Below are 13,803 nucleotides of genomic sequence, written 5' to 3' on the forward strand. Positions count from 1 at the left end.
CTGCCTTTTGGCCAATCTCTCTGTCATACTATCTTCAGTTCGCTGGCATGATGAGACACAGAACTCATGAGTAAGGACACATTTGCCCAATCCGCCGCCTATCTCAAACAGGCGGTCCCTTTGATGATCAAGTACCAGATCCCCACGACGCCGGACAATTACCACCTATGGTACAACTATGTCTCGGCCAGCATGCCCGAGCTCAACCAAGCGATTGATCAGGCAGTCAAAATGCAGGGAACCTGCTCGCTCACCACCTGCGAGCGGCTCTATCACCAGTATCTGGCCGCTCAGGACGAGAAGCAGATGGAGGCGATGAAACTGAGCCTCGCCGCCATGGCCAACGAGCTCGGCCACTCCATGCAGGACGCCATCTCCGATACCGGCATGTTTCAGGAGATGCTCGACAAGAGTTTTGACAAGCTCAGCCGCATTGATGACGAGGGCTTCAGCCTGGAAGACACCATGGGGATCCTGCGGGAGCTGGTGCGCGAATCGCGGGATGTGCGCATGTCCACCATGCACTTTCGCAACCAGCTCAGCAATGCGGAGAAAGAGATCAAGGAGCTGCGGGCGGCGCTCAACGAGACACGCAAACTGGCCAACGAGGATGCCCTCACCAACCTGCTCAACCGCCGCGCCTTCGATCTGGAGCTGGAGGGGTTGATCCGCAGCCAGCACCCCTTCTCGCTGATCCTCGCCGATATCGATCGCTTCAAGAACTTCAACGACGAATATGGGCACCTGCTCGGCGATCAGGTACTGCGCGCCTTCAGTAAACGGCTGCGCGATGCCTGCAAGGAGGGGGTCACCGCCTATCGGCTGGGTGGGGAGGAGTTCGCCATGCTGGTCCCCCATCGCTCGCTGGCGCTGGCCAGACAGATGGCGGAGAGCATGCGCCGCGCCATCGAGCGGATGTCGATTCTGGATCGCAAATCGGGCCGCCGCATCGACCACATCACAGCCTCGTTTGGCGTGGGTGAGTTCAACGGTCAGGAGAGCGCAGACTGTCTGGTCGAACGTACCGACAAGCTGCTCTACAAGGCCAAGGAGCTGGGGCGCAACCGGGTGATGCCGCTCCCTTCCTGATTTAGTCCCCTGCCCGACCGCAATGCCAATGTAAAAAGCCAGTCAGATCAACTGACTGGCTTTTTGGTCTCTCTTGCTCCGACAGGGGCTGTTCATTCCAGCCCCAGTGGAACTCTGCTCAGTGTGAAGGATTACTCCTGCACCTCGCTGACACCTTCGACTTTCACATCAACACGACGATCCGGAGCCAGACAGACGATCAGCTCACGCTTGGACTTGCTGACGCAGCTGTCGCCGGTAACGGGTGAGGATTTACCACGCCCTTCCACATTGATCTTGGCGGCCGGGATCCCTTTACCAACCAGATAGTTGGCAACGGTCTGGGCACGCTGTTCGGAGAGCTTCTGGTTGTAGGCATCGGAACCAATACGGTCGGTGTGACCAATTACGGTTGCCACGCCATCTTTGGGTCGTGCTTCTTCAATCTGGCTATAGAGGCTATCCAGTGCCTGACTGGCCTCTGGCTTGAGGGTCGCCTTGTTGAAGTCAAACAGCACATCGGAGCTCAGGGTGAACTGCTTCTCAACCATCACAGGTGCAGGAGCAGGTTCCGGAGCCGGGGCGGGCGCCACAGGGGCAACCTGACCAAAGCGATAAACCGCTGCCAGTGAGAGCAGGCCGTTATCCATTCTCAGACCGGTATCATCGCGGCTGCCATACGGGGTGGTGTACTGGTACTCCAGGCGAGCGGCCCAGTCGAGATTGAACGCATACTCGGCACCCAGTGCACCGACCATGACAAAGCGGCTGTCATCTTTGTAGACATCGCTCTTGGTATCAGCCCAGCCATAACCGCCACCGACACGACCATACAGATCAAGATTATCGGTAACCGGGAAACCCAGTTTCAGGGTCAGTTGAGCCAGCTGTGCTTTTACTTCATCACTGAAAGCGCCTGCCGCCGTAGTGGCATCGTATTTGTAATTGCCCAGATAGTCGTAACCCAGCTCCAGTCCCAGATTCTGGTTGATCTGATAACCGCCAAACACGCCTGCACCCAAGGCATCGTTGGTCTCATTGCCAAGGGTCAGGGCATTGCTTTCATCAATGCCGTAGAAGTTGGACCAACCCAGTTTGGCACCGCCATACCAGGTGTTGTCTTGACCGGCAGCCTGGGCATTGGCCGCCAGCAAGCCGGTAACCAGCAAGGTAATCAATGATTTTTTCATGTTTGAGCCTCTGCAACTTTATGTAGGAGGAGGTTGATTGATATCACCTCGTCTTATAGGTGCAACCACCCAAAAGCGATCGCAGCATATCAACGTTAGCCTATTTTCAAGTCACTGATATCAATTAACAAAAAACACTCTAACGCAACCACGTTACAAAAACAGCAACAAACGTTTGTTATTTGAACTGAATGTGACGCAAAAAGACGCACAAATGAGGGCGGATAGGAGAAAAAGGCCAGCAACATGCTGGCCCGAAGCGATATCAGTGACGAACAAACTCGTAGTGCTGATCGATAAAGTCAGCAACACGCTGGCTCAGTACCTTGTGCACCGTCTTGGTCGGATGCACCTGATCCCAGAACATATGCTCATCGCAGTTAAGAGTCGCCGCTCGCCCTTTTGCCTGCCCGCTCACCACCGCCTGCGCCAGGATCGGGTTACCGGCAATAGCCACTCTTTCGGAGACACTTAAAGCCGGGGTCGCAGCCACCTCGGCGGCGCTGCCGGAGAACGGCTTCCATGTATAGCCACCACCGTAGCAGGCGTGTTCTGTGTCACTCAGCCCGAACAGCTGAGGATCGCGCATCATCTCGTCAAACTGCTTGTCCACTTCGAACAGCTTCACGATGCCAAGGGGAGCCAGCTCGCGAGTGAGGTTCTGCAACTTCTGGTTGTGGTAACTGGCCACATGGCGCACCTTCTCCACCACCTTCATGCTGCGGGCTGACGGGGTCTGCCCCAGATCCGGGATGTTGAACAGCAGGATCTGCTGCGCGCCGTTGAGCACCAACCGGTTGGATGCCAGCCGGATGGTATCGATCACCCGATCCGCATCCCGCTCGGTGTTCCAGCCATAGGCCAGATAGTCGTTGGCACCGACCCAGATCACCACCAGATCATCGGGACGGAACTTGTCCTTTTTCAGGAACTGATCGATCTCGTAATCGAGGTTGTTGATCACCTGATATTTGGGATCCCAGGACCAGAAACCGAGCCAGCCATTCAGGGCCCCCAGATGGTTATAGGCCACCGCGGTTGCACCGCCTTCCGCCTCGTTGGCCACGACCAGACCGGGAAAACGCTCGTCACCCAACTGCTCCAGCCACACCGGGCCGTTGCTGAAGCGTCCGTTGAAGTAGGGTGGGCTGGAGGGGAGATACCCCCGCATCTTTTTGTACATCTTGCCGGTGTCGGAGAGGCTGTCACCAAACATCACGACCCGTGAAAAAGGTTGGCGTCCCTCTGCCGCTTGCGCGGTCAATGCCATTAACCCCAATAAACAAACAAGCCATTTTTTCATATTGTTATGCTCTTCGATTAAGCAGGTGAGACCTGCGGACTTGTCCTCAAGCCAATACAGCGTGGGAAGAGGCTGTAAAAGCTGACTCTTGACAAGGCGACAGCTTAACGTCGGCAATAAAGTTTCTCAGGCTTCGCGCACGATGAAATCGCTTGCGCTCACAAAACAGCCAATCACAGTGGGTTTCTCTTTCACGCTTGTTTCACGCCCCCCTCGGCACAATGCCCCCATACCAACGACAGGAGTATGAAATGAACAAGGCAAGCGCAAGCGTAATCGGACTGTTGACCCTGATGTCTGTCTCCTCTTTTGCCATGGCGGCCTATACCGGCCCGCAAGAGCAGAACAAGGTTTCCGTTGCTCAACTGAAAGATCTGGCCGATGACAGCTGGGCCACCCTGGAAGGGAAACTGGTCAAGCACCTGGGCGGCGAGAACTATCTGTTCCGCGATGCCAGCGGTGAAGTGGAGGTCGAAGTGGATCAGGATGTGTGGCGTGGCACCGAAGTGGGCCCGGATGATCAGATCCGCATCCGTGGTGAAGTGGACCACAGCTGGAACAAGACCGAAGTGGAAGTGAAAACCCTGGAGAAAGTGGGCGCGGCCCCGCAAACCAAGGGCGGCTTTATCGCCAAATAAGGCCACTTCAACGACGAACTGGCCAGACGTTAAAAGGGCGCTTGATATCAAGCGCCCTTTTGCATGGTTAACCCAGCATCACCGCTTAACCGGCCCGACTGGCAAAGGCTCTCTTGAACCCCTTCTCGGCCTGATTGACCTTGTAGAGGTAACGGCGCGCCTCCTCTTTGGGATGTTGCTCGGTCAACACCTGATAGACCGCCTCTGGGGAGAGCCGGTTGATCCGGCCCGGCGCCGCCTTGCGATCGCTGGAGAAGGTATTGAGTACCCCGCCCGCACCACCGTTATAGGCGGAGATCACCGCATAGCGACGGGAGCGCGGATCCTGAATATCCGCCAGATAGACGGTCTGCAACAGGTGCAGATAGGCGGTACCAACATCGATGTTGTAGGCCGGGTTGAACAGCTCCTCCCGGGTCGGCTGGCCGTTCTTGCCCTTGACCCGAACATAGACGTCACGACCGGCGGTAGCCGGGATCACCTGCATCAGGCCATAAGCGTTGGCATGGCTCACCGCATAGGGGTTGAAGCTGCTCTCGGTCTTGATCACCGCATAGATCAGGCTCTCCGGCACGCCGTATTTGCGCGACGCCTCCCGGATGATCCCCGCATACTTGTAGCCCCGTCGATCTTCATGGTTAGCCACCATGGGAATATCGACGAAGAAGATGGTGCGAATCCCCAGAGTGCGCTTCTTCATCGCCGTGTTGAGCAGGTAATCGGCATAACGCTCGGCGCGCCAGGAGGCGCGGATTGGCTGGCGCTGATTGTCCAGCACCTGACCGTAGAGGAAAGGCTCGCCGCCGGTCAGAATTTCCCGGTCGGAGTAAAGATCCACTTCGGCCGGATCGTCCGGCGTCAGCAGGGTCTCGATAATGGCGCGACGCAGGTGAGCACGGGGATCTATGCCCGAGACCGTCTCCACCATGATGTGACCGCTGGAGAAGTCGATGTGGGCCCGGCTCTTGTACTGATCCGTGTATTTGACGTAGTCAAACTTGCCCGCAAACAGCGCCTCCCGCCCCCATATCTCGTTCACGTTATGGGAGAGCGCGCTGATCATGTGTTCAAAACCGCGGATGTCCTTGCCGTTGACCAGATCGTCATCCTCACTCCCGCTGGGCTTGGGGGAAGATGAGCAGGCAGAGAGAAACAGCAGGGTGCACAGCAGCCAAAAAATTCGGCCCATAGGATCCTCAAACCGGGCAGCAGAGCTGCCCATCATTCATTTGCTGCGACTTCAGGAGCGGTCACGCCAGTGTGGCGCCATTCCCGCACCTGTTCACACGTACAACAGCCGGAGAGCTTACTTGGCAGGCGGGGTGTAACCTTCGATCTGCACTTCACCTGCATCAAACAGGTAGCTGACCATCTCTTTTTCCAGCAGTTGGCGATGCTCAAGATTCATCATGTTGAGCTTTTTCTCGTTGATCAGCATCACCTGTTTCTTCTGCCACTCGGCCCAGGCTTCCTTGCTGATGTTGTCAAAAATCCGCTTGCCGAGCTCGCCGGGATAGAGTTGGAAATCCAGACCCGGGCCCTCTTTTTTCAGGCGTTGGCAAAATACAGTACGGCTCATGTTGACCTCTATGGTTGTAACTCTGGATAGGCGAGCAGACGGGCCGTGGCGGCCGCCAGCCCCACCTCGGCAGGATGGCGTAAGTTATACCAGAGTCGGTTATCTGCTTCCATGAGCCGCAGCGGCTGCGCCTCATCAATGTCAATCAGCAGCGGCTGAATATCGAGATGGAAGTGGCTGAAGGTATGGCGAAAACCGGCCAGTTCACGATAACCGTGATGGCTCAGACCGAGGGATGCCAGCAGACCATCCACCTCCGCCAGCGAGGCCACCTGCGGGAAGCAGTAGAGCCCGCCCCAGATCCCCTGTGGCGGCCGCTTCTCCAGCAGCAGCTCATCGCCGTGACGGATCAGCAGCATGATGCCGTCGCGGGCCGGAATGCTCTTCTTCGGCTTGCTATTGGGATAAGCGGTAGGCTTGCCTTGCGACAGCCCCTGGCAATCGGCCCGCACCGGACAGCGATCACAGGCAGGCTTGCTGCGGGTGCAGATCGTCGCCCCAATATCCATCATCGCCTGATTGTATTGCGCCACGCCCAGTTTGGGAGTGAGCCGGATGGCGATCTCCCACAGCTCGTTCTCCACCTGTTTTTGGCCGGGCCAACCCGGCAGCGCCAGCCAGCGGGTGAGCACCCGCTTCACGTTGCCATCAAGGATGGCGTGGGGCTGACCCAGAGAGAGCGACAGCACGGCCCCGGCGGTTGATCGACCAATGCCCGGCAGCGCCATCACCTCGTCAAAGCGCTCGGGAAAGAGACCATGGTGGTGATCGCGGATCTGCTGGGCCGCCTTGTGCAGGTTGCGGGCCCGGGCGTAGTAGCCAAGCCCGGTCCAGTGGTGCAGCACCTCGTCGACAGGGGCATCGGCCAGCGCCACTACATCGGGGAAGCGCGCCATAAAACGCTGGTAATAGGGGATGACTGTGGCGACCTGAGTCTGCTGCAGCATGATCTCCGAGACCCAGACCCGGTAAGGGGTCTTCTCCTGCTGCCAGGGCAGGGTTTTGCGGCCATGAAGCTCGTACCAATCCAGAACCCGGCTTGCGAAGGTTGATTGATTCACGTTGTTCTCATGTCGTTGATATAAGGGGAACTCTGCGGTTCCTTCGGCTCATCTGGCCTGAGCGGGCATAAAGTCATCCCGCAACACAGCGCCAGCTATCTGGTGCGGCAGCGTAAGGCCTCGTCACGCCCAAGTCAAAGCCGCGCTGACTGACGCTGCGGGCAGGTGGTGGCCAGGCAGCAAAGCGGTAACAAAGACGATATACTCGGCCCCACGATTGATGACGGGAGAGACGGTTTGCAGACTTATCTGGTTGGGGGCGCAGTGCGGGATCGCCTGCTGGGATTGCCGCAGGGCGACAGGGATCATCTGGTGGTCGGCGCCACCGTGGAGCAGATGCTGGCGTTGGGTTTTACCCAGGTCGGTCGCGACTTTCCGGTATTTCTTCACCCCAAAACCCAGCAGGAGTATGCCCTCGCCCGTACCGAACGCAAACAGGGTCAGGGCTACACCGGCTTTGTCTGCCACGCCGCCCCCGATGTGACCCTGGGGCAGGATCTGCTGCGCCGGGATCTCACCATCAACGCCATCGCCGAGGATGATCAGGGCCAGCTCCACGATCCCTACGGCGGCATCGAGGATTTGGAAAAACGGCTGCTGCGCCACGTTTCCCCTGCCTTTGCCGAAGATCCGCTGCGTATCCTGCGGGTCGCCCGCTTCGCCGCCCGCTTCCACGCTCAGGGCTTTACCATAGCGCCGGAAACTCTCGCCCTGATGAGCGAGATGACGGCCGCTGGCGAGCTGGCCCACCTCACGCCGGAGCGGGTCTGGAAGGAGCTGGAAAAAGTGCTGCTGGGGCCGACCCCGCAGATCTTTATCGAGGTGCTGCGCCAGTGCGGCGCCCTCAAGGCGCTCTTCCCCGAAATCGATGCCCTGTTTGGCGTCCCCGCCCCGGCCAAGTGGCACCCGGAGATCGACACCGGCATCCACACCCTGATGGTGCTGGAGCAGGCGTGCCGGATCTCCCCCGAGCTGACCGTGCGCTTTGCCGCCCTCTGCCACGACCTTGGCAAGGGAGTAACCCCCAAGGAGTTCTGGCCAAGCCATCACGGTCATGGCCAGAAGGGGCTGCCGCTTATTCGCGCCCTGTGCGAGCGGTTCCGGGTTCCCAACGAGTGCCGGGATCTGGCGCTGCTGGTGAGCGATCTGCACACCCACATCCATATCGCCTTTGAGCTCAAGCCCGCCACCCTGCTCAAGGTGTTCGACAAGGCAGATGCCTGGCGCCGCCCCGAGCGCTTTGCCCAGTTGCTGGATGCCTGTCGCGCCGACTTCCATGGCCGTACCGGTTTCGAGGAGCGGGTCTACGCCGAGCCGGACTATGTGGCCGAAGCGCTGGCTGCCGCCCAGGCGGTGCCGGTGAAAGAGATAGTGGCGGCCGGTTTCAAAGGGGAAGAGATCAAGGAGCAGCTGGCCAAAAAGCGGACCGATGCCATCAGCCGCATCAAGGATGAGTGGACCTTTATCGAAGAGTAACCTCGGCCCCATAACAGACGGCCGCCCTGATGATGAGCTCCGCAAGGAGAGCATCGCCAGGGCGGCCGTTTTGCATCCAGATTGATATGTGAGGGGGGCGCTAACCCCTGCTGGTGCTGTTATGCCGGACCAATTCGCTCCATCAGGCTCATATGGGATGAGCCATCGTGGCGCTTGAGATTCTGGCGATATTCGAACTGGCGCTGGCTCTCCTGCTTGAGCCCCAGCATCAGCGAATAGCACATCGCCAGCATGATCACCGAGAACGGCAGCGCGGCTATGATGCTGGCCGCCTGCAAGGCCGCCAGGCCGCCAGAGACCAGCAGGATAGCGGCAACCAGCCCCTGCCCCAGACCCCATACGGCGCGGTGCAGTACCGGCGGCTCCTGATCACCGATGGAGAGCAGGGTGGTGATGACCAGCGTGCCCGAGTCACTGGAGGTGATGAAGTAGGTGCAGATGAGCAGGGTCAACACGGCCTTGGCGATCCAGCCGAAGGTATCCCAATGCAGCAGCTCGACCGTCTTGTAGAGCGCCAGCGTCACATCCTGATTGACCGCAGCGACCACGCCGCCACCGCCAAACAGCTCCAGATTCATCGCCGTACCGCCAAATACGGTGAGCCAGAACATGCCGAGCAGCGAGGGCACCAGCAACACACCAAGCACAAACTCGCGGATAGTACGCCCCTTGGAAATGCGGGCGATAAACATGCCGACAAACGGCGCCCAGGCAATCCACCAGCCCCAGTAAAACGCCGTCCAGCTCGACTGCCAGGCCGAGGTGCCGTTGGCCTCGGTGTTGGTCCAGAAGCTCAGTTTGACGATGTTCTGCAGGTAATCACCGATGTTCTGTACATAGGCGTTGAGGATATAGGTGGTCGGCCCCAGCACCAGAAAGAGTGCGAGAACGAAGACGCTCAGCCAGATATTGAGCTCGGAGAGGATCTTCACCCCACGCCCGACCCCGGAGACCGCCGAGAGGGTGGCGATCAGGCTGATGCCGCCAATCAGCCAGAGCTGGTTGGACTGCGACACCGCCATACCAAACATCTGGTTGAGGCCGGTATTCATCTGGGAGACCCCCAGTCCAAGGGAGGTCGCCACCCCGAACACGGTGCCGAACACGGCCAGCACATCGGCCGCATGGCCCCAAAAACCGTAGATCCGCTCGCCAAGGATGGGGTAAAGCACAGAGCGGATCGCCAGCGGCAACTTGCGCCGGTAGCTGAAAAAGGCAAGTGACAGGCCAACGATCACATAGATTGCCCATGGATGGAGGCCCCAGTGGAAAAAGGTGAGGCGCATGGCGATCTGGGCCGCCTCCGGGGTCATCCCTTCGGTAATAAAAGGGTTGCCCTGCAGGTGGTTCATCGGCTCGGCGATGCTCCAGAACACCAGCCCGATCCCCATGCCCGCGCTAAACAGCATGGAGAACCAGGCGAAGTAGCCGAACTCCGGTACCTGGTCGTCGTCACCCAGCCGGATGCTGCCAAAACGGCTGAACATCAAGTAGACAGCGAAGAACAGGAACAGGGCGACCACCAGAATGTAGTACCACTTGAACCCGGCAATAATCTGATCCTTGGCACCGACAAACCAGGCGGCCGCGGTATCGGGAACAAATACGCCAAACAGCAAAAACAGGGTGATCACGGTGAGGGCCGTCATGGCCATGGTGGGGTTGAGGCCTTTCAATAGCCCTTTGCTTGCTCGCATCCAGCCTCCTTAGTCGTTGTTGAAAAAGTCTTCGCCCACATGATCACCGGCACCGCCGATGGCGCGATAGACCAGTTTGCCAGCCGCCTGTTCGCGGTGATCCACCAGCGAAACCGAGGGCTGGCCATTCACGGCGTGACGCTTGCCAAGGAAGATCGCCATGGGGACGCCCAGATTGGAGATACCGCTGGTGATCCAGAGGCGGTTGAAGTCGTAAGAGCCACCGATGAACTCCAACTGGGCCAGGCCGGTATCGAGGCCAGTCAGATAGAAGTTCATGGCACTTTCGTCAGGAAAGAGGTGCACCAGCACATAGGCGTAGCGCAATTCATTCACCAACTCCTTTAGGTTGAAAGTACCTGTCTCACTGCAAGAGAGGGGTAACTCACCATCATAGTGGTGTACCTTGAGGTTGTTCGGGTCTTCATCATAGGCAGGCTGATAGCGCACAAAAGCCGAGGTATCCGGCAGTTCATAGCGCACTCTGACCACACGTAACTCGGCCACCAGAGACTTGATATCCAGCTCGTCATTCATCATTTCGCTCCTCAAATGTCAGGGTGAATTCCGTGAAATGCCCGTCAACCTAACACAAAATTAATTAGAGCAGAAATTATTACAACAAAAACCATATTGACCTTGTGACGAATTAGGCGGAAAATTTTGCGCCTCTCCATAGCCTTCCAATGACGCACACCCCATGGAAAAACATGATGAAGTGCTGGTCGCCCTGCGCCAGATTATTCGTGCCATCGACATGCACTCCAGGCGCTTGATCAAAGAAGCCGGGCTCACCTCCCCGCAACTCTTACTGCTCAAAGGGATCGACGAACTGGGACAGATCTCCATGCGCCAGCTGGCCGAGCACACCAACATGAGCCAGGCCACCGCCACCACCATCATGGACCGATTGGAGAGCCGCCAACTGGTGCAGCGCGTTCGCAGCAATACCGACAAGCGCAAGGTTCACGCGACACTGACTGACGCAGGCCGCGCCCTGCTGGCTCAGGCCCCGACCCCGCTGCAAGAGCGCTTCATCCAGCGTTTTCAGGCGCTGGAAGCGTGGGAACAGACCCTGCTGCTCTCCTCCCTGCAACGCATCTCATCCATGATGAATGCAGACGAAATCGACGCGGCCCCGGTGCTGAGCGTCAGACCCCTCACCGAAGAGCAGGCATAAAAAAGCCGACCTCGTTGGGTCGGCGAAAAGTGCTAAGGGCAACCGGATTTCTCATGAGTTGAGAAAGACCTGCATAGGGCAAGGGATGGTCGATGCCCGGATAACAGGCATCGACTCAAATATCAGCGGGGCAACCGATAGAGCGCCGCTACGTTGCGCGCAGTCAGCTGAATGTTGGTGCTGGCGCTCTCCAGCGCCTCCGGCAGAGACATGGCGCGGTTGACCACGGCGAATACCGCGTCCAGACCGTGATCATGTACCACACCGCAATCGTCGGTCAGGCAACCGGAGATGCCGATCACCGGCTTGCCGAACTGCTTGGCGCAACGTGCGACACCGATTGGCGTCTTGCCATGGATGGTCTGGCTGTCGATGCGCCCTTCGCCGGTGATGACCAGATCCGCATCGGCCACTTCCTCGGCCAGTTTCAGCGCTTCGATGACGATCTGGATTCCGGGCTTGAGCTCGGCACCGAGCAGACCGACCAGCGCGGCACCCATGCCACCGGCGGCACCCGCCCCCGGAATATCCTTCACCTGCTTGCCAAGGGCCTGCTCAATGCAGTCGGCATAACGGGAGAGGTTGGCATCGAGCTGTGCCACCATCTCCGAGGTCGCACCCTTTTGCGGGCCAAACACCGCAGAGGCGCCTTTCGGGCCGCACAGCGGGTTGTTCACATCACACGCCACCTCGATTACCAGCTCGCCCAGACGCGGATCCAGACCGCTCAGGTCGATGGTTACGAGCTCACTGAGACCTGCGCCACCCAGCTCGATGGCTGAGCCATCGGCTTTGAGCAGCTTGCCGCCGAGCGCCTGGATCATACCGGCTCCGCCGTCATTGGTGGCGCTGCCGCCGATACCGAGGATAAGGTGCTTCACCCCCATCTCCAGCGCAGCCAGGATCAGCTCACCGGTCCCGAAGCTGGAGGTGAGCAGCGGATTGCGCTGCTCGGGAGCGACCAGATGGATGCCGGAAGCGGCGGCCATCTCGATGACGGCACGCTCGCCATCACCCAGCAGACCGACGAAGCCCTGTACCTTGTTGCCAAGGGGCGCGGTCACTTCGACAGGCAGGATGCGGCCACCGGTGGCATCGACCAGCGATTGGACCGTACCTTCACCGCCATCGGCCATCGGCAATTTGACGTAGGTGGCGTTCGGCAGCACCTGCTTGAAACCGGCCTCGATGGCATCAGCCACCGCCATGGCGCTCAGACTCTCCTTGAATGAATCGGGGGCAATAACAATTTTCATATCAATTCCTTAGGCGAGGCCAAACACGCCAAACATCAGGGTGGAGACAGTGGCAATGGTCAGACCGACTGCGGTTTCGTAAGGGATAAGTTTCAGGCGCTCACCCACGCCCATGTGGACGCTGCCACCGGTGGCATGGAAGAAGGAGCCGTGGGGCATGTGGTCAAACACGGTGGCGCCGGCATGGATCATCGCCGCTCCGGCCAGACTGCTGATCCCCAGTTCAATCAGGGTGGAGCTGAATACGTTGGAGGCCACCACGGTACCGGCGGTAGTCGAGGCGGTTGCCAGCGACATCAGGGCACCGGAGATAGGCGCCAGCAGGTAAGAAGGCAGACCGGAGGCGGTCAGGCCACTGATCAGCACATCTTTCAGGCCGGAGTTGGCGATGATGCCTGCCAGGGTACCGGTACCCAGCAGCATGATGGCGACCGGCGCCATGCGGGCGAGACCGGATACCGCAAACTGGTTCACCTTGCTGAATTTACCCATCATCAGGGCGCCGACCAGACCACCGAGGGGCAGTGCAATCAGCGGATCCACCACGATACCGGCGACCGGACGCAGGGCCAGCAACAGGATGGCGACCAGCGGCGCGCTGATGGCGGCGGCAAAGCCCGGCAGTTTGGTGCCCTCGAAGCTCACTACCTCGTCGGCGGCAACCTTGCTGCCCTTGTTGTTCAGACGCTTGGCCAGCCAGTAGGCCATCACCAGACCGAACAGACCCGGGATGATGCCCGCCGCCATCACAGAGGTGAGGGGCAGATGGAAGGCATCAGCCGCGGCAATGGCGTTGGGGTTGGGGGACATGACGTTACCCGCCTTGCCGCCGCCGATCATCGCCAGCAGGATGGCCGCCTTGGAGAGGTCGGCACGGCGGGCGATGGCCAGCGCGATGGGGGCGACCGTGATAACGGCCACATCCACGAATACGCCGACCGCAGTCAGGATCAAGGTTGCCAGCGCCAGCGCAAGCAGGGCACGGGTTTCACCGAGCTTTTTGACGATGGTCTCGGCGATAGTGGTGGCGGCACCCGATTCGATCAGTACGCCCGCCAGCACACCGGCCGCCAGGATCCGCATCACCGCAGTGGTGATCCCCTGGGCACCGCCGATCATCAGGGCAACGGTCTGGGTCAGATCGGCACCGCCAATCAGGCCACCGGCCAGGGCACCCACGATCATGCCGTAAGCGGGCGGCACCTTCTTCAAAATGAGGATGATGGCGATGGAGAGCGCCGCGATGGCGCCAAGGGCTGTAACCGGGATCATGACGGACACCTTCAATGGGAGTGAATGGCCGCCATTATGGAGATCTGCAATCAGAATGCTTT

13 protein-coding genes are annotated in these 13,803 nt (G+C 59.1%); 4 read left to right on the forward strand and 9 right to left on the reverse strand.

What is annotated here, in order from left to right; genetic code table 11:
* Positions 1 to 66: 66 nt before the first annotated feature.
* The gene (locus tag I6L34_RS07680; protein ID WP_019445736.1) at positions 67 to 1,089 is read left to right on the forward strand and encodes a GGDEF domain-containing protein; all 1,023 of its coding nucleotides are present in this window, start codon (positions 67 to 69) and stop codon (positions 1,087 to 1,089) included.
* A gap of 131 nt (positions 1,090 to 1,220) precedes the next feature.
* Here I6L34_RS07680 and ompA read toward each other — a convergent pair whose 3' ends face one another.
* Both ompA and I6L34_RS07690 read right to left on the reverse strand, forming a co-directional pair.
* Positions 1,221 to 2,258, reverse strand: coding sequence for a porin OmpA (gene ompA, locus I6L34_RS07685; RefSeq protein WP_005363030.1), 1,038 nt, complete (start codon positions 2,256 to 2,258; stop codon positions 1,221 to 1,223).
* Positions 2,259 to 2,523: 265 nt separating this feature from the next.
* Complete coding sequence (locus I6L34_RS07690) at positions 2,524 to 3,561, reverse strand: SGNH/GDSL hydrolase family protein (protein ID WP_047434505.1); 1,038 nt, start codon at positions 3,559 to 3,561, stop codon at positions 2,524 to 2,526.
* Between the two features lie 251 nt (positions 3,562 to 3,812).
* On the opposite strand from I6L34_RS07690, the gene I6L34_RS07695 reads away from it, so the two are divergent.
* Positions 3,813 to 4,199 (forward strand): YgiW/YdeI family stress tolerance OB fold protein, encoded by a 387-nt coding sequence (locus I6L34_RS07695; RefSeq protein WP_005335826.1) that lies wholly within the window; start codon positions 3,813 to 3,815, stop codon positions 4,197 to 4,199.
* Between the two features lie 85 nt (positions 4,200 to 4,284).
* Here the strand turns inward: I6L34_RS07695 and mltC are convergent, their stop codons facing one another.
* From mltC to mutY, 3 genes are all read right to left on the reverse strand, one after another.
* A complete protein-coding gene (gene mltC / locus I6L34_RS07700; protein WP_005354839.1) occupies positions 4,285 to 5,388 on the reverse strand; it encodes a membrane-bound lytic murein transglycosylase MltC in 1,104 nt (367 codons plus the stop codon).
* A 117-nt stretch (positions 5,389 to 5,505) separates the two neighbouring features.
* Positions 5,506 to 5,778 carry an oxidative damage protection protein gene (locus I6L34_RS07705; protein ID WP_058056466.1) on the reverse strand — a complete coding sequence of 91 codons (273 nt, stop codon included), beginning with the start codon at positions 5,776 to 5,778 and terminating at the stop codon, positions 5,506 to 5,508.
* Between the two features lie 8 nt (positions 5,779 to 5,786).
* A complete protein-coding gene (gene mutY / locus I6L34_RS07710) occupies positions 5,787 to 6,839 on the reverse strand; it encodes an A/G-specific adenine glycosylase (protein ID WP_058059705.1) in 1,053 nt (350 codons plus the stop codon).
* A gap of 237 nt (positions 6,840 to 7,076) precedes the next feature.
* On the opposite strand from mutY, the gene I6L34_RS07715 reads away from it, so the two are divergent.
* The gene (locus I6L34_RS07715) at positions 7,077 to 8,315 is read left to right on the forward strand and encodes a multifunctional CCA addition/repair protein (RefSeq protein ID WP_058056468.1); all 1,239 of its coding nucleotides are present in this window, start codon (positions 7,077 to 7,079) and stop codon (positions 8,313 to 8,315) included.
* A 119-nt stretch (positions 8,316 to 8,434) separates the two neighbouring features.
* Here I6L34_RS07715 and I6L34_RS07720 read toward each other — a convergent pair whose 3' ends face one another.
* Both I6L34_RS07720 and I6L34_RS07725 read right to left on the reverse strand, forming a co-directional pair.
* Positions 8,435 to 10,033 carry a BCCT family transporter gene (locus I6L34_RS07720; RefSeq protein ID WP_005335834.1) on the reverse strand — a complete coding sequence of 533 codons (1,599 nt, stop codon included), beginning with the start codon at positions 10,031 to 10,033 and terminating at the stop codon, positions 8,435 to 8,437.
* A gap of 9 nt (positions 10,034 to 10,042) precedes the next feature.
* The gene (locus tag I6L34_RS07725; protein WP_005335836.1) at positions 10,043 to 10,570 is read right to left on the reverse strand and encodes a hypothetical protein; all 528 of its coding nucleotides are present in this window, start codon (positions 10,568 to 10,570) and stop codon (positions 10,043 to 10,045) included.
* 163 nt (positions 10,571 to 10,733) lie between these two features.
* Here I6L34_RS07725 and I6L34_RS07730 point away from each other — a divergent pair, with 163 nt between their 5' ends.
* A complete protein-coding gene (locus I6L34_RS07730) occupies positions 10,734 to 11,213 on the forward strand; it encodes a MarR family winged helix-turn-helix transcriptional regulator (protein ID WP_058059707.1) in 480 nt (159 codons plus the stop codon).
* A gap of 122 nt (positions 11,214 to 11,335) precedes the next feature.
* On the opposite strand, the gene I6L34_RS07735 is transcribed toward I6L34_RS07730, so the two are convergent.
* Both I6L34_RS07735 and I6L34_RS07740 read right to left on the reverse strand, forming a co-directional pair.
* On the reverse strand, positions 11,336 to 12,469 hold the full coding sequence (locus I6L34_RS07735; RefSeq protein ID WP_058059708.1) for a glycerate kinase: 1,134 nt from the start codon (positions 12,467 to 12,469) through the stop codon (positions 11,336 to 11,338).
* Positions 12,470 to 12,478: 9 nt separating this feature from the next.
* Complete coding sequence (locus I6L34_RS07740; RefSeq protein ID WP_058059709.1) at positions 12,479 to 13,741, reverse strand: GntP family permease; 1,263 nt, start codon at positions 13,739 to 13,741, stop codon at positions 12,479 to 12,481.
* Between the last annotated feature and the right edge of the window lie 62 nt (positions 13,742 to 13,803).

The organism is Aeromonas sp. FDAARGOS 1404 (assembly GCF_019047085.1).
GTDB classification, from domain to species: domain Bacteria; phylum Pseudomonadota; class Gammaproteobacteria; order Enterobacterales; family Aeromonadaceae; genus Aeromonas; species Aeromonas veronii.